The organism is Kitasatospora sp. HPM-01-4, from assembly GCF_051374625.1.
GTDB lineage: Bacteria > Actinomycetota > Actinomycetes > Streptomycetales > Streptomycetaceae > Kitasatospora.
Map to the genome: position 1 here is coordinate 2,166,822 of NZ_JBPQGP010000005.1, position 23,494 is coordinate 2,190,315.

The window sequence follows — 23,494 nt, forward strand, 5'->3', positions numbered from 1 at the left end:
TCTCCCCGGTCAGCCCAGGGCGCCCGGCAGCAGACCGGCCAGGGTCTTCCAGAGCACGCCGGGGGTCTCGAAGGTCTCCAGGGTCAGCGCGTCGTCCAGGAAGCGCACGTCATAGGCGTTCTCCAGGTTGCCCAGCAGCTCGATGGTGCCGAGCGAGTCCAGGCCCAGCTCACGCAGCTGCGTGTCGCTCTCCAGCTGCTCCCCCGGGGGCAGGAAGGGGAGGAACCCGCGCAGGATCCTTTCGAACTTCTCGTCCCACATGATGACTCCTTCTCGTCGGGGTGCACGGTGTGCGGTGTGCTCGGGCGGCGGATCCGCCCGGTGCGGTTCGGGCGGCGGGCCGGTGCGGTGCGGTGTGGCCGGCGGTGGGCCGGCCCGGTGTGGCGTGGCCGGCGGTAGGCCGGCCCGGTGTGGCGCGGTTCAGGCGGCGGGCCGGTGCGGTGCGGTTCAGGCGGCGGCGGTCCGGCGCCGGGGCGTCATCGCCAGCCGGGGGTTGGCCGGGATGACCTCGAAGTTGCTCGTGGTGCACGGGACCCGGCCGAACAGGGCGTCCGGACCCGCCACGCAGACCCGTCCGACGCCGAAGCGCTTGAGCCCGGCCACCGCGTCCGGCCAGTGCAGCGGCCGGACGATGCTGTCCAGCAGCATCGTCTCGACCTCGGCGGCCGTGGTGAGCAGCGCACCGTCCTGGTCGGCCACCACCGGCAGCTTGGGGTCGGTGAAGCGGAGCGTGGACAGCACCTCGCGCTCGGCCTTCTCCCGCAGCCCGGCGAAGGCGGCCGAGTGCAGCGGCGGGCGCATGGTGTAGAGCGGCATCCCGCCGATGGCGCGCAGCCGCTGCTGCATCCACTCCACCCGCCCCTCGCGCAGCGAGAGCATGAAGAAGCCCTCGTCGATGTGGCAGGAGATGTCGTGCCACTCGCCCTGCGCGTCCAGCTCGGCCAGGATCTCGGCCAGCCGCTCCGCCGGGGTGCGGACGAAGGAGAGCACCACGATGTCGGTGTGCTCGCGGCTGAAGAAGTCGTCCATGCAGCGGGCGAGTTCGGCGGTCATCCGGATGGCCTCGGGCAGCGGCAGCGCCTGGGCGTAGGCGACCGCCGCCTTCTCGCCGAAGCTCGGCCCGAGGACCGCCTCCGGTGCGATGCCGAGGGCGTCCTCGGCCCAGCGGGCGCAGGCCAGGCAGTTGACCATGAAGGCGACCTGCGCCGCCTCGGAGTAGTCGCCCTCGGCCTCGCGGAAGGCGTCCACCAGGGAGTAGCCGAGCACCTCGTCGGCGACGGCGACCAGCTCCCTGGCGTGCCGGTTCGCCACCATGAACCGGCCGACGTCACCGAAGGAGGAGGGCCCCATGCCGGGGAAGACGACCGCGGTCCTGTCCGTCATGACTGGCGTTCCCCCAAGGGCTTCTCAGGCCCCGCTAGTTCTTTCAGAAAGGCGGCCATCACCTCGGTGAACCGCTCCGGTTCCTCCAGGTGAGGACAGTGGCTGGATTCCTCGAACATCTCCCACCGCACCTCGGGGATGCGGTCGAAGTAGGGCTGCATCGTCACCGGCGTGGCCTCGTCGTGCCTTCCGCTGATCAGCAGCGTCGGCGTCCGGATGGTGTCCAGCTCGTCGATGATCGACCAGTCCTTCAGGGTGCCGATCACATGGAACTCGTTCGGCCCGTTCATCGTGTAGTACACGGTCGGGTCGTTGTAGATCTCCATGAAGGAGGAGAGGAAGTCCCTCGGCCAGGGCAGGATCCGGCAGACATGGCGGTCGTAGAACACCCGCATCGCGGCCAGGTACTCGGGCGAGTCATAGGTCTCGGCCGCCTCGTGCCGCAGCAGGGTCTGCTGGACCTCCGGCGGCAGCTGCGCCCGCAGTACCGCCATCTCGCTGAGCCAGAGCGGGTACGAGGCGGGCGAGTTGGCCACCACCAGGCCGCGCAGTCCGGCCGGCCGGTTCATCGCGTGCCTGGCGGCGAGCAGCCCGCCCCAGGACTGCCCGAACAGCACGTAGTCGTCGGCGATGCCCAACTTGTCCAGCAGGTTGTCCAGTTCGGCGGCGAAGAGGTCCACCGTCCAGAAGTCGGCTCCCTTGTCGGGCAGATGGGTCGAGCCGCCGTTGCCGAGCTGGTCGTAGTGGACCACCGGCCAGCCCAGGTCGGCGAGTTCGGTCAGCTGCAGCAGGTAGTCGTGGGTGCTGCCGGGGCCGCCGTGCACCACCACCAGGGCGGGTCTGCCCCGATGCGGTTCGCCGGTGATCCGGTACCAGGTCCGGTACTCCCCGAACGGGACGGTTCCCTTCGCACTGGGCTCCAGGGGCACGGTAACCACCTCAGTCGACAGACGTGTTCGGGGCGCTGATCCGGTCCCGACGCTAGCCCGCTGTCATGGCCCGACTGGACCCCTAGCGGCCCCTAGCGGAACAGGGGGCGGATCGGGCGTTCCGGCTGCTCCCGCCGCCGGTGGACGGTAGGGGTCGGCAGGGGGTGTGATCGGGCGATCGGGGTGCCTAACGTCCCAAGGGCGGTCGAATGCGCCGCGCCGATGCCGGCTCCACGTACCCGGTCAGCGTGCTCGCGCGTACGACGTATGCGAGTTCGAGTCGAGTCCGACGAGCCCGAGAGGCACCATGACCCAGACTGCCGGCCACCCGGCCACCCAGCCGCCGGCCTTCCCGATGCCGCGCTCCTGCCCGTTCAGCCCGCCGGCCGAGTACGCCAGGCTGCGCGAGAGCGAGCCGGTCTCCCGCGCGGTGCTCAAGGTGAACGGCAAGCCCACCTGGCTGGTCAGCACGTACGAGCACATGAAGCGGATCCTCGGCGACTCCCGGGTGAGCGCCAACCTCAAGCTGCCCGGCTACCCGCTCCAGGTGCCGGTGCCCGAGGAGATGCTGCAGGCCGTCCCGCTCACCTTCCTGTCCATGGACCAGCCCGAGCACACCGTCCAGCGCCGGCTGCTGGCACCTGAGTTCAGCCTGCGCCAGATGCGCGCGCTGCGGCCGCGGATCCAGGAGATCGTGGACCAGCGGATCGACGCGATGCTCGCCGAGGGCGGCCCGGTCGACCTGGTCACCGCGCTCGCGCTGCCGGTGCCCTCCCTGGTGATCTGCGAGCTGCTGGGCGTCCCCTACGAGGCCCACCCCCAGTTCGAGATCTGGGCCGGCCAGATCATGAACCGTGACATCAGCGACGAGGAGCGGGGCCGGGCGCACTACGAACTCGACCAGTACGTCGACCAGTTGGTCACCGCCAAGGAGACCGTCCCGGGCGATGACATGATCAGCCGGCTGATCGCGGCGAACCGCGCCGAGCCGACCGTCGAGCACGCCGACATCGTGAGCATGGCCCGGCTGATGCTGGTCACCGGCCACGAGACCACCGCCAACATGATCGCCCTGGGCACCCTGGCCCTGCTGGAGCACCCGGACCAGCTCGCCGCCGTCCAGGCCGACCCCGCTCTGATGCCCCGGGCGGTCGAGGAACTGCTGCGCTTCTTCAGCATCTCCGACTCCGGCACCGCCCGGGTCGCGCTGGAGGACATCGAGATCGACGGGGTCACCATCCGCGCCGGCGAGGGCATCCTGCCGCTCAACAACTCGGCCAACCACGACGAGAGCGTCTTCCCCGACCCCGACACCCTCGACATCCACCGCGAGGCCCGCAGCCACCTCGCCTTCGGCTACGGCATCCACCAGTGCATCGGCCAGAACCTCGCCCGGATCGAACTCGAAATCGTCTACGACACCCTGTTCAAGCGCATCCCTGGCCTCAAACTCGCCACTCCCATGGACGAGTTGAGGTTCAAGGACGACGCCATCGTCTACGGCATGTACGAGCTGCCCGTCACCTGGTGACCGGCGCACCTCCCCGAAGCCGAACCGATTCCGAGAGGGCCACCATGACCCAGGACCACCCGGCCGCCCAGTTGCCGGACTTCCCGATGACCCGTACCTGCCCGTTCAGCCCGCCCGAGAAGTACACCGGGCTCCGCGCGAGTGCGCCGGTCTCCCAGGCCACCGTCAAGGTCACTGGCAGGCCCGCCTGGCTGGTCACCACCCACGAGCACGTCAAGGCGGTGCTCGGCGACTCCCGGGTGAGCTCCAACCTCAAACTGCCGGGCTACCCGCACCAGTTCCCCATCCCCGAGGAGATGCTGCGCGAGGTCCGCCTCATGCTGCTCTCGATGGACCCACCGGAGCACACCGCCCAGCGGCGCTATCTGATACCCGAGTTCACCGCCCGGCGGATGCGCGCCATGCGCCCCCGGATCCAGGAGATCGTGGACGCCCGGATCGACGCGATGCTGGCCCAGGGCGGCCCGGTCGACCTGGTCACCGCGCTCGCGCTGGCGGTGCCCTCCCTGGTGATCTGCGAACTGCTCGGCGTCCCCTACGAGGACCACGCCCGGTTCGAGGAGTGGTCGGCGCTGATGATGAACCACGACATCAGCCCGGAGGAGTACGGCGCGGCCGTGGTCGGCCTGGACACCTACCTGGACGAGCTGATCACCGCCAAGGAGAAGGAGCCCGGGGACGACCTGATCAGCCGGTTCATCGAGAAGAACCGCGAGGAGCAGATCGCCGACCACGCCGACATCGTCACCATGGCCCGGCTGATGCTGGTCGGCGGTCACGAGACCACCGCCAACATGATCTCGCTCGGCGTGCTCGCCCTGCTGGAGCACCCGGAGCAGCTGGACGCGATCAGGCAGGACTGGGAGCTGCTGCCCGGCGCGGTGGAGGAACTGCTGCGCTTCTTCAGCATCTCCGACTCCGGCACCGCCCGGGTCGCACTGGAGGACATCGAGATCGGCGGCGTCACCATCCGCGCCGGCGAGGGCATCCTGCCGCTCAACAACTCCGCCAACCACGACGAGAGCGTCTTCCCCGACCCCGACACCCTCGACATCCGGCGCGAGGACGCCCGCAGCCACCTCGCCTTCGGCTACGGCATCCACCAGTGCATCGGCCAGAACCTCGCCCGGATCGAACTCGAAATCGTCTACGGCACCCTGTTCAAGCGCATCCCCGGGCTCGAACTCGCCACCCCGATGAGCGAGTTGAAGTTCAAGGACGAGGCCATGGTCTACGGCATCCACCAACTCCCCGTCACCTGGTGACCACCCACTCAGCGAAGCGAGGTCCCCTCCCATGCGTGTCAGCATCGACTCCGACCGGTGCGTGTCGGCCGGCCAGTGCGTCATGCTCGCCCCCGAGGTCTTCGACCAGGACGACGACGGCATCGTGATGCTGCTCCAGCCCGAGCCGTCCGAGGACCTGCACGCCAAGGTCCGGCAGACCGCCTCGCTCTGCCCGGTCCGGCTGATCCAGGTCACCGACTGATGTGCTCGGAACGGTGTAGCTCCCGGTCAAGGAACTCGAGCCGGTCGCGCAGCTGTTGGACGGGTTACCACTTCAGGTCTCCGTCAGGCAGGCGAGCCGCGAGCGCAGCGGTTCCTCCAGTTCGAGGTTGTCGCCTCGGCCGACCGTCTGCAGCAACTCGGTGATGACCACGAGTTCCGCGAACCTCCCGGAGGGGGTGTCAAGGATGTGACCGAGCCGCTGCCGGACCTCGGCGGCGGTGTCGGGGACGAGGAGGCTGTAGGCGTGGAGAAGTGCCGCGTCATAGCCCGCGGGTGCCAGGCCCCGGCCTTCCCAGTCGAGCACGGTGAGTGTCGGGCCGGTGAGGTTGGCCCAGTGCAGGTCGCCGTGGGCAGTTGTCCAGGCGGGGACGACGGTGTCGATACGGACGCCCAGGTACTCGGGCATGGCGCGGTCGAGGTACTCCTGGCGGACCGCTACTCGCTTGCTGGGCACCGTGGCGATGGCGTCGAGCGCTCCGGCGAGGCCGTCCCACCATGCGTCGTCGAGGTCCGGTGCCGCACGGAGAACCGGCTCGTGGGTGGTGATGGTGGGCACGGCGACCGCGTCGTACAGCTCCGCCAGGCGGCTATGGAAGGGGTGGACTATTCCCACCCCTTCCATAGCCGGCGACCGAGGCGCACATCTCCGACGGAAGTCAGCGCAGCAGCTGGGCGCGGTGCTTCCAGGCCAGGTGGAGGAGGGCTGCGCCGGCGGGTTGCATGGGTTCGTCGTGAGTGAGGCGCATGATCTGGTCGGCACGGAAGGGGATGCCGGAGGCGCGGCCGGTCCCGTCTTCGAGTTCGACGCGGTGCCCTTCGTCGTTGGTGGCGACGAGGCGCTGGAAGGTCCGGTCGAAGAGGTCGGCGTCGAAAACGGCGACGGCGAGCATGTCGGTGACGTAGGTGAGGGGGTCCATGCCCAGGCCCAGCCAGAAGACCCGGAGCCGGCCCTGTTCCCTGGCGTACCCGAGGTCTCGGTGGAAGTCCCAGGAGTTGTAGTCGATGGGATGGGCGCCGCTGCCGTAGTCCTCGGTGCTGCCGAGGAGTTCCTCGCTCAGCTCGCGGCTGATGGACCGCCACAGGTCGAAGTCGTTGGCCTGGTTCCAGGGGGCGTCGTGGGAGGGCTGGAACATGCCGACCGGCATCACCTGGTAGAGGCCGCCGCCACTGGCGACCTTGGCCGGGTCGCGCCAGTGGAGGACGAACTCGGCGTCGCCGGTGGCTCGGTCGAGGCGGATCGTCATGGTGCTGGTGGCGGCCATGACGGGCCGACGGGCCAGGTCGGTCGGGTCACCGACGGCAGTCCGGAATGGTGTCGTCGCGGCTTCGATGGCCTGGCCGTCGAGGTGGGAGGCCGTGAACTCGTGGGCTGCGGCCTCGCAGATGTCGATCACGTCGAAGTACGCGCCCACGCCGAAGGTCAGGCTGGGACGGTCGGCACTACCGCCCACGTCGAGGAGGCGGTAGCAGGCGCGGTTCTCGAAGAGGCGTGGCCGGGCCAGGCGCTCGACGGCGTCGGCGTAGCGCCGGTAGGGGGTACCGTCGTCACCGAGCGGCCGGATGTGGTCGAGTTCGGCGGCGTCGCCACTGATGGGCGTGGCCGGTGCCTCGGGTGACCAGGCGAGTCGGACGCCCTCCAGCGGTACGGGGTGGTCCGGGATCCAGCCGGGACGGGTGAGCAGGCGGGTGCCGGGGATGAAGTCCTCGGGCTTGAAGTCTCGTAGTGCGGCGTCGGTCAGTTCGTGCCGGTGGGCGTTGAGGTAGGTGCGGGTGCGCAGCCAGGCGTCGCGGCTGGCAGCAGGGTCATCCTCGGTGCGCGTCGGTCCTGCGGTCGCCACCACGGCGCTCCTTGCGTGTACTCGGCCGCCGCGGCTCGCACGGGCCTGGCTAGGGTGCGAGCAGCAGGCGGCGGTGTTTCCAGGCCAGGGCCAAGCATGCCGCGCCGGGCGGGGCGAGAGGCTCGGTTCTGAGGAATCGTGTGATGTTTCGTTCGGTGAAGGGGATTCCTGTTGCTGACTGCTGTTCGGACAAGGCCGCGACGGTGACGCCTTCGGCGTTGTGTAGGGCGATGTCTCCGAACAGTTCGTCGAAGACTCCGTCGTCGATGACGAGGGCGCTCGGGATGGTGGTGGCAAGCGTCAAGGCGTCGCAGCCGACCCCGAAGCAGTAAGTGCGCACAGCGCCGGTCTCGCGACCGCGTTGGAGCGCGCGGTAGAGGGCCCAGCGTTCGTAGTCGAGGGGCTGGCCGGCGCTGCCGTCGAACTCGGGTGCACCAAGGAGTTCTTCGTTGAGTTCGCGGACGATGTTGCGCCACAGGTCGAAGTCGGGGCCGTCGGGCTGGGCGAGGACGCTGCTGGGTTGGAACTCGCCTGCGGGGATGGCGTCGTAGAGGCCGCCGGCGGTGGCGACACGGCCGGGGTCGCGCCAGTGCAGGAAGAACGTCGCATTGCCGTCCGCGCGCCTGCGCAGCAGCAGGGTGGTGATAGCGGGGATCATCGGACGGATGTGCAGATCGAAGGGGTCGCCGACGGCGCGGCGCAGGGCCAGTTGGCCCCAGCGGGGGCGGTCGCTGCCGATCTCGGCTGCGGTAGCGAACTCGTGGCCGATCGCCTCGCACAGGTCAAGCTTGTCGAAGTAGGTCGACAGGGAGAAGCGAAGCTCTCCGGTGCCGTTGCCGCCCCAGTGGACGCCTGTGAGGCGGTAGCTGGGTCGGTTCTCGAACAGCGTCGGTGAGTCGAGGTAGCGCACGGCCAGGGTGTAACGGTCGAAGCGCTGGTCCGGGAGCCGCAGGGGGCGCGTCGCGAGGCCCTCGTGGGCGGTGCCGTCCAGGATCGGAGCGACCGGTGAGGGATCCCATTGCAGGGCCACCCGCTCCAGCGGGACCGGCTCGGGGGCCAGCCAGGCTGGCGGCGCGAGCAGTGCGGTCGACTCGATGCGCAGGGCCGGTTCATAGAGCTGGATCGCTGCCTCGGCCGGCGCCGCGCGGTCCGCGTTCAGGCGCCGCCGCACGGTTCGCCAGGCTTCCTGGCTGGCCCGCACTGCCGGGTCCGGATGCCCGTCCCGGCGTGGCAGGTGCCGCGTTTCTGACGCGGCCGGCTGGTCCTGGGGGAGTGTGAACCAGAGTCGGTCGGGTGGGATGCGTAAGGCGCGGGCGATGTGGATGAGGGTGTCGAGGTTCCGTGGCGGGCTGCCCGACTCCATCCGGCTCACCTGGGCCTGGGTGAGGACGAGCCAGTCACCGACGTTGCTCTGCGGGATGCCTCGCCGTCCGAACTCGGCTCGATGGAAGGGGTGCTGGCGATAGGCGCGGACGACCTGTCCCATGTGCCGGTCGGCCAGCGCCCTGCGCAGCGGCTCGGCGTCCCAGAAGTCGCCCGGCACCTCAGGCGCGGCGCTGGCCCCGGACTGGTGTTGGCAGGGCGAGCACAGTCCGGACTGGTTGTCGGCGGCGAGGCGCGTGCCGCAGACACGGCACTGCCGCACGGAGATCGAAAGAGAGCCGGGCACGAAACCTCCTACCAGGCCGCTACCGGGAGTGATCTGAAGCATAGTCACCGAATTGGCCCCAGACCCGGAGATCTATGCATCTCACGTATACGAGCGACCGCTTCCCGGCATGGAAGGTGTCCCGACGCGCAGGGAAAGTCGTAAGCCCAGCACGTAGCACCGGGTTCGCAGGACCCGGCCGCACGATCAGGGCCACGGTCTTCGAATCCACAGGAGGCATCCGGTGTATCGCCCCATCCCGAGCTGTCCACCCCCGCCCAAGCGCATCCGCGGCGACCACGTCCGTGAAGCCAGACCCCGGTACGAGACCGGCGACTGGCGGGCGTGGCCTGACGCCGACGAGTCCGAGCAGCCCACCGCCACCGCCGACGACCAAGGGCAGAACGAGTCATGACCGACGACGACGTCCTGGGAGCATCCTGGCCGCTGACCCCGTTCGACGGCGCGGTGGGCTTCGCCCGTAGGCTCGTGATCGCCACCCTGCGGCCGTGGGGCTTCGAACTGGGCGACCGGGCCGATGACGTGGCCCTGCTGGTCAGCGAACTGCTCACCAACGCGTTCTCCTACAGCAACGGCCAGCTGGTCACCCTCGGCCTGTACGCCAGCCGCAGCGAGCACGCGCTGACCCTCGACGTGCTCGACGGAAGCAGCGATCACCCCGAACTCCGCGCCGCCGACGACGATGCCGAGCACGGACGCGGCCTGTTCATCGTCGACCACCTAACCGCCGGCTGCTGGACCTCGCAGGCAACCGACCGTGGAAAGCGGGTCCTGGCCACACTGACCCTGCCCGTGGGCATCCAGTTCGCCCCGGGGCAGTGCACGATGGCCGACGAGGCGGCAGCGCTGGAAGCGCTCCTGGAGAAGTCCGGGATCGCGTTCGACGTCGTCCAACTGCCCATGTTCCTGGAGAACATCCTCTACCAGTGCCAGTCGATCGCCGAGACAGGGGCGTTCACCTTCCCCGTCGACGCCGACCGCCCGTTCTCCTACATCAGCTGCGACGACGACGCCGATCTGTTCTGCCTCAAGATCCTCTCTCCCGACTCAGTCGATCTGAGTGGGACCCTGATGAGCCATCACGCGCAGGCCACCTGCGCCCAGTGGGCCTCAGTCCTCGGCGAGGTCTGTGGGCGGCCGATCACGTTCGCGCGCCAGACGGACGAGCACTTCGTGGCCAGCCTGGCCAAGTACGGGATGCGCCGCGACGCCGCAGCGCAGGTCCTCGGCTTGTGGGGACGGATCAGTACCGAGGGGGACGCCCCAGCGACCCGAACGGCCGAGCAGCTCCTAGGGCGGCCCTCCACCGATCTGGAGACCTGGACGAAGGCCCACGTCTGCTGCTTCGGCCCCGAGTTCACCTCGTGCCCCCATCCGCACCCGCCCACTCAGCACATGTTCGGTCCCGCCTGAGAGGCGCACGGCCGGGACGCGGCGCGAGTCCCCGAAGGGCCCGCGCCGCGTTGCCCCCGCCTCTGACGCGCAGCCGTACCCCCGAAGCCACGACGGCTAGTTCAAGCACAGGCATTCCGACACCAGGGCGCGAGGGATGCTCTCCGCCCTCGGTGCAGACCGAGACCACTGAGGACTTCTCCTATGACTCTCACCAACTGGGGCGGCAACGCCACCATCACCGCCCGCGACGGCTGGACGCGCATCACGTCCCTGGAACAGCTGGAGTCGATGTTGACGCGCGAGGAAGGACCGGTGCGCGTCCTCGGGTCCAGGTTCACCTACCCGGCCCAGTTGCGGTGCCCGGACGGGACGCGCGGCGTCCTCCTCGACCTCCCCGGCCGCGGGGTCGGTGAGCTGCGTGGCGAGAGCCTGTACGTCACCGGAGACACGCTGCTCGAAGACGTGTGGCGGGCGTTCGACAGCCACGGACTGGAGCCGGTCGTCTGCCCGCCCGTGATCACGAGCCAGACGGTCGCCGGCGCCCTCGCCACCGGCACCCACGCACAGGGCCTGTCCGGCGGCACTCTCTCCGACTGCGTTACCGCCATCGAGCTCATGGACGGGACGGGCACGCTGCACCGACTCACCCCCGGTGACGCCGACTTCGACGCCGCCGTCCTCAACCTCGGATGCCTCGGTGTGGTCGTCGGCCTGGAACTGCGCGGCCGAACGGCAACCGAGTTGCTCTGCACCCGTTTCACCGTCGCCGAGGACAGCCTGCCCGAGCGCTACGCCGTCTGGAACCGGGAGTCCGTGGCCTCCAAGAGCTGGTGGTTCACCGAACACCAGGTCGTGCACACCTGGGTCACCCACGACGACGCCTGGACGCCCACGGACCCCGCTGCCCAAGGCCCAGCTGACCTGGACCGCATCGTGACCCGCACCCGCCGTCAACTGATGGCCGACATCGGCGACGGCCAGGGTCGGACACCGGCCGCCCAGACCCTGGAGAAATTCCTCGGCACGACCGACTCCAAGGGAACACTCCACGAGATCTTCAAGAACGGCATCCCGGCCCCGCAGCTGAACATGGAGATCGCCGTACCCCTGGACGTGGTCCCCGAGGCATACGCCGGCCTCAAGGAGCTCCTGCACGCCTCCCCGTACAAGTTGCACTACCCCGTCATCCTGCGCACCACCGGCCCTGCCCGTGGCCACCTGAGTCCCGCGCAGGCGGTTCCGGTTACGTACTTCGGCTTCGTGTCCTACATGACCACCGAGGGGCTGATCACTGCCGCACGTCCGGTGTTCGACGACATCCAGCGCCTGCTCTACGGCCTGGGCGGCAGGCCGCACTGGGGCAAGTACTTCACCCCGGAACTGCTGCCCTCCCGCAACACCGACGGCTTCCCCGAGTTCTGCCGGGCCGTCAACAGGTTCGACCCGCGTCGACGCTTCGAGAACGACACCTTCTACCGCACGCTCGGGCTCCCCCCGGCACAACCCCGAACTGACGAACCAGCGCCGTTCAACCGCTCCGGCCTGCCAGGCCAGCGGACGGAACCCTGCCCGATCGCGCCCGCGCGGCGCCCAGGGTGAATCACACCAGCGCCACCGCCGTGCTGTCAGTGCCAATTCGCAGAATGAGCGGCATGACGAAGCCTTCCGCAGCGGCGCCCGCTGTCGACCTTGCCGATCAGGCCGCTTACCTCGAAGCCGTCGCCCAGACACGAAAGGCCGCCGATGCCTACTACGGGTCCGGCGAGTCGGACTTGGACGACGAGACCTACGACCGGCTGCTGCGCGGCATCACCGCCTGGGAGGACTCGCACCCCGGGCAGATCGCGGCCGACTCCCCGTCCCAGCAGGTCGCGGCAGGGGTGACCACCGGCGACGTCGAGCACACAGTCCCGATGCTCAGCCTGGGGAACGTCTTCTCGGACGAGGAACTGACGGCGTGGGCCGTCTCGCTGGAGCGGCGACTGGGCGGGGCGGCGGTGACAGGTTGGGCGGTGGAACCCAAGCTCGACGGTGTGGCCCTGGCCGCCCGCTACCGCGACGGCCGACTGGTTCAACTGGTCACCCGAGGTGACGGGACGACCGGAGAGGACGTGTCCCACGCCATCGGGGACATCACCGGCCTGCCCATGACCCTGACCGAACCGGTCACGATCGAGGTACGAGGCGAAGTCCTCATGACGGAGGCCCAGTTCGCCGCCGCGAACGAGCTGCGGACCGCGCACGGGGCCACGGCCTTCGCCAACCGCCGCAACGCCTCCTCGGGCTCGCTTCGTGCCAAGGACCGGGCCTACCGGATCGGGCAGACCTTCCTGGCCTACGCCGCACTGACCGACCCCGGACACACCGACGACCCCACCCTCGCCGGGCTCACCCATACCCAGCTCGTCGCCCGCCTGGCCGCCCTCGGGCTGGGGACCACGACCGACACCCCGGTCGCCACCAAGGCCTGCGCAACCCTGGACCAAGTCGTGGACCGGGTACGCGAGATCGGCGCCCTGCGCGCGGAGCTCGACTTCGAACTCGACGGGGCCGTGATCAAGGCCGACAGCCCCACCGACCAGATCCGGGCCGGGATGGGCTCCCGCACTCCGCACTGGGCCACCGCCTTCAAATTCCCAGCTGCCCAGAAGATCACTGTGCTGCGCGCCGTGGAGTGGAGCGTGGGCCGCACCGGCGTGATCGCCCCGCGCGCCGTCCTCGACCCCGTGGACGTCGCCGGCACCACCATCACCTACGCCACCCTGCACAACCCGGCCGACATCGCCCGCCGCGGCCTGATGCTCAAGGACCACGTCATCGTCTACCGGGCCGGCGAGGTCATCCCCCGCGTCGAAGGTGCGGTCGCGGGCCTGCGCACCGGCGACGAGCAGCCCATCGCCTTCCCCGAACTCTGCCCGCGCTGCGGCTCCGACATCGACCGCAGCCAGGAGCGCTGGCGCTGCGAACGGGGACGCGCCTGCGGCCGGACCGAGGCGATCCGTTACGCCGTCGCCCGTGACGCGCTCGACATCGACGGCCTCGGCGAGAAGATCATCGTGCAGCTCGTCGACAAGGGACTGATCGAGGACTTCGCCGACCTGTTCACCCTCACCCGCGACCAGCTGCTCACCCTGGACCGCATGGGAGACAAGAGCGCCGACAACCTCATGGCCGCCATCGCGGCCGCCAAGACCAAACCGCTGAACCGCGTCTTCTGCGCCCTCGGCGTCCTGGGCACCGGCCGCTCCATGTCGCTGCGCATCGCCACGCACTTCGGCTCCATGCAGGCCATCCGCGACGCCGATGCCGCCGCACTGGAGCAGGTCGACGGCATCGGCGGTGAGAAGGCCCCCGTGATCGTGGCGGAACTGGCCGATCTCACCCCGCTCATCGACAAACTCATCGCCGCAGGCGTGAACATGGACCAGCCCGGCTTCGTCCCGCCCGCTCACACAGATGCCGAAGCCGACGCGGAGACGAACGCCGAGAAGGCGGGAAGCGAGCTGCCGTTGGCCGGGCTGACCGTGGTGGTGACCGGCGCGATGACTGGGCCCCTGGCGGGACACTCCCGCACTGAGATGTCCGAACTGATCACCAGGGCAGGGGGCCGCGCGTCCTCAAGCGTCTCGGCTCGCACCCATCTCGTCGTCGCCGGAGAGAACGCCGGCAGCAAACTCGACAAGGCCCAGGCCCTGGGACTCGAAACCATCACACCCGAGGAACTCGCGCAGCGCCTCACTGGGCATCTGACGTAAGCGGCGCAATCACTGAGCAATGAAGCGCCACGGCCGGCGGGGGCAGGGTCCGGAAGAGCCCCCGCCGGGGCTCCCGCGCGGCTGAAAGCCAAAAACACGTGCGGAGAGCCCCTCGACTTTCAACGTTCAGACAGACCTGGATGATCCCGCGGCGCTGGCTGCGGCCCATGCCTGCTGGACGACGCGGATTTCCTGAGGCCCGGATTGTCCGCTCCAGCCGCTGCACTGCTGGCCGTGGCCTCCTGCTCTGGCCTGGATGTGGTGTTGCTGTCCGCAAGCACCGCGAATCACTGGGACGATGCGGCAGAAGCCGTGGCCCTCCCGATCGACGACGACCGACTCAGGAGCGTGATCGATGCACTCGCCACCGGATGAGGAGACCCGACTCCGTATGGAGACCGCGCACGCGAACGCGGCGGCGCTCCTCGGGTTGAACTGCACCGGCTCCCCCGTGTGGGGGTTCCTCGGCTGCACGATCAGCCGCCGAGCCGGTGACCTCTGGTTGCGGGTGGCCTCCACCGCCAGGGCGAACGCGGGCCGGAACCGGGGAGAGGGCATCGTCAGCGCGTCGGTCCTGATCCCGGATGACGTGCCGCGTCCCCAGTTGCACGACGTGATGGACTGGACCGAGGGCGCATTCGCCTACCAGACCGAGGTCACCGACTACGTCCCGTATCCGGTCATCTCGCCCGACCGGCCGGACGTGGCCCGAGACCCCGGTCTCCCGGATGAGTGGTGGCAGCGGCTTCGCCTAGCCCTCGACCACCTGGGCCAGGCGGAAGGTGTCCGGATCACGGTGCGGCCCGGCTGGATCGACAGGGCCTTCCCGCAGTTCCTCGGGATCCCCGCGCCCGGGAATGTCGAGCGCGTGACCGGCCACGGTGACCTGCACTGGGGTAACCTCACCGCGCCGCTGACCGTCCTGGACTGGGAACGCTGGGGCCTCGTGCCCGTGGGCTACGACCCCGGCCTCCTCCACGCGAACAGCCTGCTGGTCCCGGAGGTCGCGGCACGCATCCGTGCCGAGTTCGCCCCGGTGCTCGACACACCCGCCGGCCGGATCGGCGAACTCGCAGCCCTGGCCGAGATGCTGCAAGCCGTCGCACGCGGCTGGTACCCCGAGCTGGCTCCCCTCCTCGCGGACCGTGCCGCTGAGCTCACCGGCATTCGACCGCCGGTCGCCGAGAACTCGGAGATCACCGCATGACTGCCTGCTGCCGCACCGGGAAAGCGGAACCGAGGTGGCGAAGCACATGAAGCGGTCGCGGCGGCTGAGGCCACTCGTCTCGGCAAGCGCGGCACCCGCGCTGCGGACCACCTCCCCCGGCGCCCCGCCACCCCTACCCGCCCCCGACTGCCGCACGGCCCCCACACTTTGGGCGGTGCCCGGCGGACCCGGGCGGGCCCGGTCGTCGCCGCCCCGGCGGCCCCCGCGGCACTCCGCGCGGCCAAGGGTGCAGAGAGGGAAAGGTCACACTCCAGGGGGCTGATGCCGCCGCGCTGACGGGCACTAACCTGCCCTCATGACGACGGTCCCGCCCGAAGGGCTTCCTCTGGCCGCCGAGTTCCCGGACGCGACCCGTGAGCAGTGGCAGCGCCTGGTCGAAGGCGTACTCCGCAAGTCCGGTGCGCAGGACGTGGCCGGTGCACAGGCCGAGGATGCCCTCAGCACCCAGCTCCAGGACGGCCTGCGGGCCCATCCGCTGTACACCGCCGAGGACGCCCCGGCCGACGCCGGCTTCCCCGGGTTCGCGCCGTACGTCCGGGGTGGCCGCCCGCAGGGCTCGGCCGTCTCCGGCTGGGACGTGCGGCAGCGGCACGCCGACCCGGACGCCGCGCGCGCCAACGAGGCGGTGCTGGCGGACCTGGAGCACGGGGGCGGCTCCCTCTGGCTGGTCCTCGGCGAGGCCGGGCTCCCGATCGCCGCGCTGCCCACCGCGCTCCAGGGCGTCTACCTGGACCTCGCCGCGGTGACCCTCGACGCGGGCGCCGAATTCCGCGCCGCCGCCGAGCAGTTCTTCGCGCTGCTGACCCGCAGCGGTGTCCCCGCCGAGGCAGCCTCGGGCAACCTGGGCGCCGACCCGCTGGGTCTGCTCGCCCGTACCGGTGACGACTCCCGTACCGCCGCGCTGCTGGCCGACGCCGCTGACCTGGCGGCGGCCTGCGACCGCGGCTACCCCGGCGTCCGTGCGCTCACCGTCGACGCGCTGGCGTACCACGACGCCGGCGCCTCGGCCGCCCAGGAGCTCGGCTGTGCGCTGGCCACCGGTGTCGCCTACCTGCGTGAACTGACCGCTGCCGGGCTCACCGTGGACGCGGCCGCCGGCCAGCTGGAGTTCCGGTACGCGGCCACCGAGGACCAGTTCCTGACCATCGCCAAGTTCCGCGCCGCCCGCCGGCTCTGGGCCCGGGTGGCCCAGGTCAGCGGGGTCACCACCGAGGCCGCCGCCCAGCGCCAGCACGCGGTGACCTCCAGCGTGATGATGACCGAGCGCGACCCGTGGGTGAACATGCTGCGCACCACGGTGGCCTGCCTGGCGGCGGGCGTCGGCGGCGCTGACGCCGTCACCGTGCTGCCCTTCGACGAGGCCGTCGGCCTGCCGGACGCATTCGCCCGCCGGATCGCCCGCAACACCCAGTCGATCCTGCTGGAGGAGTCCCACCTGGCCAGGGTGGTCGACCCGGCCGGCGGCTCCTGGTACGTGGAGCGGCTCACCGACGAGCTGGCGCACGCCGCCTGGGCCCACTTCCAGGAGATCGAGCGGGCCGGCGGCCAGCGGGCCGCGCTCACCGCCGGACTGGTCGGCGAGCGGATCGCCGGGACCTGGGCCGCCCGCTCGGTGGCGCTGGCCAAGCGCCGCGAACCCGTCACCGGCGTCAGCGAGTTCCCCAACCTCGGTGAGCAGCCGCTGGTGCGCGAGTCCGCGCCCGCCCCGCTCGGCGGCGGCCTGCCCCGGGTGCGCCGCGCCGAGGCGTACGAGGCGCTGCGCAGGCGCTCGGACGCGCACCTGGCCGCCACCGGTTCCCGCCCCCGGCTGTTCCTGGCCGCGCTCGGCACCGCGGCCGTGTACACGGCCCGCTCGACCTTCGCGGCCAACCTCTTCCAGGCGGGCGGCATCGAGACCGTCCTGGCCGAAGGCGTGGAGGCGACCGCGCTGGCCGAGGCCTTCGCCGCGAGCGGCGCCACCGTCGCCTGCCTGTGCTCCGGCGACAAGCTGTACGAGGAGCACGGCGAGGCCGTCGCCGAGGCGCTGAAGGCGGCCGGTGCCACCAGGGTGCTGCTGGCGGGCCGCCCGGGCGAGCTGCGCGAGGCCTACCAGCGGGCGGGCGTGGACGAGTTCGTCTTCGCGGGCGGCGACGCGGTGGCCGTTCTCTCCTCCCTGCTCAACGAGATCGGAGTGGCGTGATGATCCCCGACTTCACCGGAATCGGGCTGGACGGGGACCTCGGCGCCCGGACCACCGGCGGGCAGTGGCGGTCCGCCTGGCAGCAGGCCACCGGCAAGGACGTCGAGGAACTGGTCTGGGAGACCCCGGAGGGCATCGGCGTCAAGCCGCTCTACACCGCCGAGGACCTGGCCGGTCTCGACTTCCTCGGCACCTACCCGGGCGTCGCGCCCTACCTGCGCGGCCCGTACCCGACCATGTACGTCAACCAGCCCTGGACCATCCGCCAGTACGCGGGCTTCTCCACCGCCGAGGAGTCCAACGCCTTCTACCGGCGCAACCTGGCGGCCGGTCAGAAGGGCCTCTCGGTCGCCTTCGACCTGCCGACCCACCGCGGCTACGACAGCGACCACCCGCGCGTCACCGGTGACGTCGGCATGGCGGGCGTGGCCATCGACTCCATCTACGACATGCGCCAGCTCTTCGACGGCATCCCGCTGGACCGGATGTCGGTGTCGATGACCATGAACGGCGCGGTGCTGCCGGTACTGGCGCTGTACATCGTGGCGGCCGAGGAGCAGGGGGTGCCGCCCGAGAAGCTGGCGGGGACCATCCAGAACGACATCCTCAAGGAGTTCATGGTCCGCAACACCTACATCTACCCGCCGCAGCCGTCGATGCGGATCATCTCGGACATCTTCGCGTACACCTCGCAGAAGATGCCCCGGTACAACTCGATCTCCATCTCCGGCTACCACATCCAGGAGGCCGGTGCGACCGCCGACCTGGAGCTGGCCTACACCCTGGCCGACGGCGTGGAGTACCTGCGGGCCGGGCTCGGCGCGGGCCTGGACGTGGACGCCTTCGCGCCCCGGCTGTCGTTCTTCTGGGCGATCGGCATGAACTTCTTCATGGAGATCGCCAAGCTGCGCGCCGCCCGGCTGCTCTGGGCCAAGCTGGTCAAGCAGTTCGACCCCAAGAACACCAAGTCGCTCTCCCTGCGCACCCATTCGCAGACCTCCGGCTGGTCGCTCACCGCGCAGGACGTCTTCAACAACGTCACCCGCACCTGCGTGGAGGCGATGGCCGCGACCCAGGGCCACACCCAGTCGCTGCACACCAACGCGCTGGACGAGGCGCTCGCCCTGCCGACCGACTTCTCCGCCCGGATCGCCCGCAACACCCAGCTGATGCTCCAGCAGGAGTCCGGCACCACCCGGGTGATCGACCCGTGGGGCGGCAGCGCCTACGTCGAGAAGCTCACCCACGACCTGGCCCGCCGCGCCTGGCAGCACATCCAGGAGGTCGAGGCGGCCGGCGGCATGGCCAAGGCCATCGACGCGGGCATCCCCAAGCTGCGGGTGGAGGAGGCCGCCGCCCGTACCCAGGCGCGGATCGACTCCGGCCGCCAGCCGGTGATCGGCGTCAACAAGTACCGGGTCGCCAACGACGAGCAGATCGACGTGCTCAAGGTCGACAACTCCTCGGTGCGCGCCCAGCAGGTCGAGAAGCTCCGCCGGCTGCGCGCCGAGCGCGACGAGGCCGCCTGCCAGGACGCGCTGCGGGCGCTCACCGCCTCCGCCGAGGCCGGCCCGCGGGGCGACGGCTCGCTGGACGGCAACCTGCTGGCGCTGGCGGTGAACGCGGCCCGCGCCAAGGCCACCGTGGGCGAGATCTCCGACGCCCTGGAGAAGGTGTACGGACGGCACTCCGGCCAGATCCGTACCATCTCCGGTGTGTACCGAGACGAGGCAGGACCGTCGCAGGGGGTGCAGCGCACCCGTGATCTGGTCGAGAGGTTCGAGGAGGCCGAGGGACGCCGACCGCGCATCCTGGTCGCCAAGATGGGCCAGGACGGCCACGACCGCGGCCAGAAGGTGATCGCCACCGCCTTCGCCGACCTCGGCTTCACCGTGGACGTCGGCCCGCTGTTCCAGACCCCGGCCGAGGTGGCCCGCCAGGCGGTCGAGGCCGACGTGCACATCGTCGGCGTCTCCTCGCTGGCCGCCGGCCACCTCACCCTGGTCCCGGCACTGCGCGCCGAACTCGCCGAGGCCGGCCGGGAGGACATCACCATCGTGGTCGGCGGCGTGATCCCGCCGCAGGACTTCGACGCCCTCTACCAGGCCGGTGCCGCGGCGGTCTTCCCGCCCGGCACGGTGATCCCGGACGCGGCGTACGACCTGCTGAAGTCGCTCTCCGCCGACCTCGGCCACGAGCTGTGAGCCGCTGACGAGATGCCGCCGCGGACGATCGACCTCGACCAGTACCGGCAGGGTGTGCTCGACGGCTCGCGCGCCTGGATCGCGCGGGCCATCACCCTCGTCGAGTCCACCCGGCCCGACCACCGCGAGCTCGCCCAGCGGCTGCTGGTCGAGCTGCTGCCGCACTCCGGCGGCGCGGTGCGGGTCGGGATCACCGGTGTGCCCGGAGTGGGCAAGTCGACCTTCATCGAAGCGCTCGGCACCATGCTCACCGGCCGCGGCCACCGGGTCGCGGTACTCGCCGTGGACCCGACCTCCAGCCGCACCGGCGGCTCCATCCTGGGCGACAAGACCCGGATGGAGAAGCTCTCCACCGATCCCAACGCCTTCGTCCGGCCCTCCCCCACCTCGGGCACGCTCGGCGGCGTCGCCAGGGCCACCCGCGAGTCCATGGTGGTGATGGAGGCCGCCGGCTACGACGTCGTACTGGTCGAGACGGTCGGCGTCGGGCAGTCGGAGACCACGGTGGCGAACATGGTCGACTCCTTCCTGCTGCTCACCCTGGCCCGCACCGGCGACCAGCTGCAGGGCATCAAGAAGGGCGTCCTCGAGCTGGCCGACCTGGTCGCGGTCAACAAGGCGGACGGCCCGCACGAGCGCGACGCCCGGGCCGCCGCACGGGAGTTGGCGGGCGCACTGCGCCTGCTCCAGGCCCCGGACGCGGTGTGGACCCCGCCGGTTCTCACCTGCAGCGGCCAGGACGGCAGCGGCCTGGACGCCCTCTGGGAGCGCCTCCGGCAGCACCGCGAACTCCTCGACGGCACCGGGGCGCTGGCCGCCAAGCGGCGCGACCAGCAGGTCGACTGGACCTGGGCGATGGTGCACGACCAGCTCCTCGCCCAGCTCCGCGAACACCCCGAAGTGCGCCGCCTCGCCCCGGAACTGGAGCAGCAGGTCCGCGAGGGCACCCTCACCGCGACCTTGGCCGCCCAGCGCATCCTGGACGGCTTCCGCTCGCCGGGCTGAGCGCGGGCGGTCACCGGCCGGCTGAGGAAGAACGGTGCTCGGCCGGCCAGGGAGCGCTCCTCGGACGGCCGCCGCAGCCAGCCGATCCCGCTCGACGATCGCCGCTCGTCCGCGGTCAACTCCGCGACGTGAATCCGCCGTTGACGACGTAGAAGTCACTGTCACGGGCGGCGGGAGTCACACACCTGGTGGCGGCGGGCGGGGCCGTCGGGTCGTCGTATTTCGGGATGGCCCACCCGACGCGGTTGTGTCCGTTCCCGTCGGTGTAGAAGCTGAACGCCGTCTCCGGGTGCCAGGTGCTCGCCGGCTGGGGCAGCTCCGGCTGGCCCGGGGGCACGGTGAAGCTCAGCGAGTCGACGACCCCGGTGACGACACTGCTGGGGCCTCCGGTGACGAGGCAGTCGACACTGACCTCGGCCCGCACCGTGCCCTGCCAGCTGCCGTCAGCGTTCAGGAAGACGTGCTGGATGGTGGCGTGCCCCGTGGCGGGCGCCGGGTCCACGCCGGGCCGGTTCCCGGCATGGGCGTCGACCTTCAGGGTGAGCATCTCGGTCTTGCTGGGGACGGTGCTGTTCGGCTCCAGGCGGGCCCAGCCCCGCAGGCTCGCGTGCCGGCCGTGCTCGGGCTTGGGCGCGGCCGAGGCGGCCGGGGCGGCGGCAGCCGAAACGGCAGTCACGATCGCGACGGCGAGTAGCAATCGACGCATGGCCAACTCTCCAATATCAGTGGGTGGTTGTGGGAACGGGCGTGTCCGGTGGGCCGCCCTTCTCCGCTGCTCCAAAGATCGCAGCCACCCACAGCCCGGCACCTCAACCCCAGGAAGGGGCCTGCTCCCCCGCTCGGGGGATCCGGATCCGCACACCCATACATCCGCGCACCCCGAAAGACACGCCCGCCGGTACGGGGTGATACCCCGTACCGGCGGGCGCGTGGTGCAGATGCGATGACCGAGTCGCTCGACGCCTGCCGAGCCGCTCGGCGCCTACTCGCCGATCCGTTCGACGATTACTGGCCGAGCAGGGCGCTGGTCAGGCCGTCCGCCGCCGGGGAGCCCCAGCCGGTGACCTGGTCGTAGCCCTGGCCGGCCGAGAAGTCCTGGTTGGCGCCGGCGGTGACGTCGTGGAAGGCCGAGCCGTAGTTGCCGCTGTTGGCGACCGAGTACAGCTTGGGGTTGGCCTCACCCAGCGCCGACTTGCCGGCCGAGGTGGCCTTCTGGTTGAACAGCGAGGTGTAGCCGGACCACAGCGGGGCCGCGGCGGAGGTACCGCCGTAGACCTGCCAGCCGCCGCCGGTGTAGATGGCGAAGCCGCTGTTCGGGTCGGCGTTGGAGGCGACGTCGGGGACGGTGCGCATGCCGCCGCTGACGCCGGTGCCGGTCTGCCAGCTCGGCTGGGCGAACTGGGTGGAGACGCCGCCGCCGGCGGTGCTCCAGGCGCTCTCCGAGGAGTAGCTGTTGTCGCTGTTCACGCTGAGGTTGGTGCCGCCGACACCGGTCACGTACGGGTCCGAGGCCGGGAAGTCGACCGCCTGGACCGAGGAGCCGCTGGTGGAGCGGGTGCAGTCGCGCGAACCGTCGTCACCGGAGGCGGAGAAGACGCTGATGCCCTGGGCGGCGGCCTGCTTGAAGGAGTTGTCCACCGCGGTCATCGAGGAGGCCGTGGTGTCCGGCTCGCAGGAGCCCCAGGAGATGGAGATGACCGAGACCTTGTTCTCCGACACGATCTGGGCGGCCATGTCGATCTCGCCCTGGTCGCTGTTGGGGGCCTCGTAGATCAGCTGCTGCGCCTGGGGGGCGACACCGCGGACGATCTCGGAGTCCAGCTCGACCTCGCCCTGGCCCTCACCCGGCGAGCTGTCGTAGCTGGCACCGTCGACCGAGACGGTCTGCACGGCCGGGCCCGACAGGCCGAACTGGCTGTCGTAGGTGGTCAGGTCGTCGGAGGTGTAGCCGTCGAACTCCCACAGGGCGACCGTGGTACCGGTGCCGTCGGCACCCAGCTTGTCGAGGTTGTAGGCGCCGTTGTACTGCGCGGGGCCGACACCGCTCGGGGTGTCCTGCGGGGTCGCCGCCTTGGGCTTGGCCAGGCGGGTGGTGCGGACGGTCTTGTCGTTCAGACCGGAGACGCCCTGGACCACCTTGGCCAGCGCGGCCGGGATCGAGGCGGCACCGTCGTTGGCGAAGAACGCCTTGTTCTCCAGCTTGTCGACGTAGCGGCTCTCGTGGGTGCCGAAGGCCTTGGCGATCTGCGCGTTGGTACCGGTGGCGTTGACCACCTGGCGGTTGGCGCTGACCGAGGTGACCTTCAGGCCCTGGCCCTCCAGGTAGGAGCGGACCTGGGCGACGTCGGCCTGGGTCGGGCCGAACCGCGCGGTGAACTGGGCGGGGGTCAGGTAGTGCCCGTACTGGGGCGAGTGCTTGTCGCTGACAGCGGCCAGGAACCGGTCGAGCTGCGCGGTGTTGTGCAGCTTGAGGCTGATCCCGACGGATATCTGCTGGGCGGCGGGGACATCGCCCTGCTTCTGGGAGTGGGCCACCGCGGGGGTCACGGTGTTGGGCAGGGCCACCCGGGACGCGGAGACGTGGGGGGTCGGCGCGGCGTAGGCGGTCGTGACACCCAGGGACGCCACGGTCAGCGGCAGAACGGCGAGTGTCGAGGCAAGGGCGAGCGAGCGGGGTCGCACGGGATCCTCCGGGAAGTGGGGGTCGCTCCGGAACGGGAACGCTTGTCCGAACTTCCCAGGAAACTCTCAGGATTGGGCTCAAGCCTGAGCAATTCCTTACTAAAAAACAGTCAACTGTGAAGACCATGAGAGCCGCAACTGAATGGCCACCCCTTCATACAGTTAACGTCCGCTGCTGCGGCCGTACT

19 protein-coding genes are annotated in these 23,494 nt (G+C 70.4%); 11 read left to right on the forward strand and 8 right to left on the reverse strand.

Annotation, left to right across the window (positions count from 1 at the left end; genetic code table 11):
- Positions 1 to 9 precede the first annotated feature (9 nt).
- The 3 genes from ACSMTC_RS09165 to ACSMTC_RS09175 all read right to left on the reverse strand — a co-directional run bounded on the left by ACSMTC_RS09165 (position 10) and on the right by ACSMTC_RS09175 (position 2,312).
- Complete coding sequence (locus ACSMTC_RS09165; protein ID WP_436559160.1) at positions 10 to 261, reverse strand: phosphopantetheine-binding protein; 252 nt, start codon at positions 259 to 261, stop codon at positions 10 to 12.
- Between the two features lie 186 nt (positions 262 to 447).
- Positions 448 to 1,383, reverse strand: coding sequence for an ACP S-malonyltransferase (locus tag ACSMTC_RS09170; protein WP_436559161.1), 936 nt, complete (start codon positions 1,381 to 1,383; stop codon positions 448 to 450).
- A complete protein-coding gene (locus tag ACSMTC_RS09175; RefSeq protein WP_436559162.1) occupies positions 1,380 to 2,312 on the reverse strand; it encodes a proline iminopeptidase-family hydrolase in 933 nt (310 codons plus the stop codon). The genes ACSMTC_RS09170 and ACSMTC_RS09175 overlap by 4 nt, the downstream gene beginning before the upstream one ends.
- 307 nt (positions 2,313 to 2,619) lie before the next feature.
- On the opposite strand from ACSMTC_RS09175, the gene ACSMTC_RS09180 reads away from it, so the two are divergent.
- From ACSMTC_RS09180 to ACSMTC_RS09190, 3 genes are read left to right on the forward strand one after another with little or no spacing between them, the layout of a single operon-like run.
- On the forward strand, positions 2,620 to 3,843 hold the full coding sequence (locus ACSMTC_RS09180; protein WP_436559163.1) for a cytochrome P450: 1,224 nt from the start codon (positions 2,620 to 2,622) through the stop codon (positions 3,841 to 3,843).
- A gap of 44 nt (positions 3,844 to 3,887) precedes the next feature.
- Entirely contained in the window at positions 3,888 to 5,108 is a 1,221-nt protein-coding gene (locus ACSMTC_RS09185) for a cytochrome P450 (protein WP_436559164.1), read from the forward strand.
- Positions 5,109 to 5,139: 31 nt separating this feature from the next.
- Entirely contained in the window at positions 5,140 to 5,331 is a 192-nt protein-coding gene (locus ACSMTC_RS09190) for a ferredoxin (protein WP_436559165.1), read from the forward strand.
- 72 nt (positions 5,332 to 5,403) lie between these two features.
- On the opposite strand, the gene ACSMTC_RS09195 is transcribed toward ACSMTC_RS09190, so the two are convergent.
- The 3 genes from ACSMTC_RS09195 to ACSMTC_RS09205 are packed head-to-tail and all read right to left on the reverse strand — an operon-like array spanning position 5,404 to position 8,858.
- Positions 5,404 to 5,964: a hypothetical protein gene (locus ACSMTC_RS09195; RefSeq protein WP_436559166.1), complete on the reverse strand. Its 561-nt coding sequence runs from the start codon at positions 5,962 to 5,964 to the stop codon at positions 5,404 to 5,406.
- Between the two features lie 43 nt (positions 5,965 to 6,007).
- A complete protein-coding gene (locus ACSMTC_RS09200; protein ID WP_436559167.1) occupies positions 6,008 to 7,189 on the reverse strand; it encodes a helix-turn-helix domain-containing protein in 1,182 nt (393 codons plus the stop codon).
- 49 nt (positions 7,190 to 7,238) lie between these two features.
- Entirely contained in the window at positions 7,239 to 8,858 is a 1,620-nt protein-coding gene (locus ACSMTC_RS09205) for a helix-turn-helix domain-containing protein (RefSeq protein WP_436559168.1), read from the reverse strand.
- Positions 8,859 to 9,081: 223 nt separating this feature from the next.
- Between ACSMTC_RS09205 and ACSMTC_RS09210 the strand changes: the two genes are divergently transcribed.
- From ACSMTC_RS09210 to meaB, 8 genes are all read left to right on the forward strand, one after another.
- Positions 9,082 to 9,252 carry a hypothetical protein gene (locus ACSMTC_RS09210; RefSeq protein WP_436559169.1) on the forward strand — a complete coding sequence of 57 codons (171 nt, stop codon included), beginning with the start codon at positions 9,082 to 9,084 and terminating at the stop codon, positions 9,250 to 9,252.
- Positions 9,249 to 10,271, forward strand: coding sequence for an ATP-binding protein (locus ACSMTC_RS09215; protein WP_436559170.1), 1,023 nt, complete (start codon positions 9,249 to 9,251; stop codon positions 10,269 to 10,271). The genes ACSMTC_RS09210 and ACSMTC_RS09215 overlap by 4 nt, the downstream gene beginning before the upstream one ends.
- 183 nt (positions 10,272 to 10,454) lie before the next feature.
- The gene (locus ACSMTC_RS09220) at positions 10,455 to 11,852 is read left to right on the forward strand and encodes a D-arabinono-1,4-lactone oxidase (RefSeq protein WP_436559171.1); all 1,398 of its coding nucleotides are present in this window, start codon (positions 10,455 to 10,457) and stop codon (positions 11,850 to 11,852) included.
- 44 nt (positions 11,853 to 11,896) lie between these two features.
- The gene (ligA, locus tag ACSMTC_RS09225) at positions 11,897 to 14,008 is read left to right on the forward strand and encodes an NAD-dependent DNA ligase LigA (protein ID WP_436559172.1); all 2,112 of its coding nucleotides are present in this window, start codon (positions 11,897 to 11,899) and stop codon (positions 14,006 to 14,008) included.
- 391 nt (positions 14,009 to 14,399) lie between these two features.
- Complete coding sequence (locus ACSMTC_RS09230; RefSeq protein WP_436559173.1) at positions 14,400 to 15,215, forward strand: hypothetical protein; 816 nt, start codon at positions 14,400 to 14,402, stop codon at positions 15,213 to 15,215.
- Between the two features lie 316 nt (positions 15,216 to 15,531).
- Positions 15,532 to 17,415, forward strand: coding sequence for a methylmalonyl-CoA mutase small subunit (gene mutA, locus ACSMTC_RS09235; protein WP_436559174.1), 1,884 nt, complete (start codon positions 15,532 to 15,534; stop codon positions 17,413 to 17,415).
- Positions 17,415 to 19,619, forward strand: coding sequence for a methylmalonyl-CoA mutase (scpA, locus tag ACSMTC_RS09240; protein WP_436559175.1), 2,205 nt, complete (start codon positions 17,415 to 17,417; stop codon positions 19,617 to 19,619). Before mutA ends, scpA begins: the two co-directional genes overlap by 1 nt.
- A gap of 12 nt (positions 19,620 to 19,631) precedes the next feature.
- Entirely contained in the window at positions 19,632 to 20,624 is a 993-nt protein-coding gene (meaB, locus tag ACSMTC_RS09245) for a methylmalonyl Co-A mutase-associated GTPase MeaB (protein WP_436559176.1), read from the forward strand.
- Positions 20,625 to 20,739: 115 nt separating this feature from the next.
- On the opposite strand, the gene ACSMTC_RS09250 is transcribed toward meaB, so the two are convergent.
- A complete protein-coding gene (locus tag ACSMTC_RS09250; protein WP_436559177.1) occupies positions 20,740 to 21,330 on the reverse strand; it encodes a hypothetical protein in 591 nt (196 codons plus the stop codon).
- Positions 21,331 to 21,629: 299 nt separating this feature from the next.
- On the reverse strand, positions 21,630 to 23,306 hold the full coding sequence (locus ACSMTC_RS09255; protein ID WP_436559178.1) for a S53 family peptidase: 1,677 nt from the start codon (positions 23,304 to 23,306) through the stop codon (positions 21,630 to 21,632).
- Positions 23,307 to 23,494 lie beyond the last annotated feature (188 nt).

What these genes read in the sequence shown, in the direction of transcription:
- ACSMTC_RS09165 (WP_436559160.1), bottom strand. Translation starts at nt 261, where the DNA reads ATGTGGGACGAGAAGTTCGAAAGGATCCTGCGCGGGTTCCTCCCCTTC.
- ACSMTC_RS09170 (WP_436559161.1), bottom strand. Translation starts at nt 1,383, where the DNA reads ATGACGGACAGGACCGCGGTCGTCTTCCCCGGCATGGGGCCCTCCTCC.
- ACSMTC_RS09180 (WP_436559163.1), top strand. Translation starts at nt 2,620, where the DNA reads ATGACCCAGACTGCCGGCCACCCGGCCACCCAGCCGCCGGCCTTCCCG.
- ACSMTC_RS09185 (WP_436559164.1), top strand. Translation starts at nt 3,888, where the DNA reads ATGACCCAGGACCACCCGGCCGCCCAGTTGCCGGACTTCCCGATGACC.
- ACSMTC_RS09190 (WP_436559165.1), top strand. Translation starts at nt 5,140, where the DNA reads ATGCGTGTCAGCATCGACTCCGACCGGTGCGTGTCGGCCGGCCAGTGC.
- ACSMTC_RS09215 (WP_436559170.1), top strand. Translation starts at nt 9,249, where the DNA reads ATGACCGACGACGACGTCCTGGGAGCATCCTGGCCGCTGACCCCGTTC.
- ACSMTC_RS09220 (WP_436559171.1), top strand. Translation starts at nt 10,455, where the DNA reads ATGACTCTCACCAACTGGGGCGGCAACGCCACCATCACCGCCCGCGAC.
- ligA (WP_436559172.1), top strand. Translation starts at nt 11,897, where the DNA reads ATGAGCGGCATGACGAAGCCTTCCGCAGCGGCGCCCGCTGTCGACCTT.
- ACSMTC_RS09230 (WP_436559173.1), top strand. Translation starts at nt 14,400, where the DNA reads ATGGAGACCGCGCACGCGAACGCGGCGGCGCTCCTCGGGTTGAACTGC.
- mutA (WP_436559174.1), top strand. Translation starts at nt 15,532, where the DNA reads ATGACGACGGTCCCGCCCGAAGGGCTTCCTCTGGCCGCCGAGTTCCCG.
- scpA (WP_436559175.1), top strand. Translation starts at nt 17,415, where the DNA reads ATGATCCCCGACTTCACCGGAATCGGGCTGGACGGGGACCTCGGCGCC.
- meaB (WP_436559176.1), top strand. Translation starts at nt 19,632, where the DNA reads ATGCCGCCGCGGACGATCGACCTCGACCAGTACCGGCAGGGTGTGCTC.
- ACSMTC_RS09250 (WP_436559177.1), bottom strand. Translation starts at nt 21,330, where the DNA reads ATGCGTCGATTGCTACTCGCCGTCGCGATCGTGACTGCCGTTTCGGCT.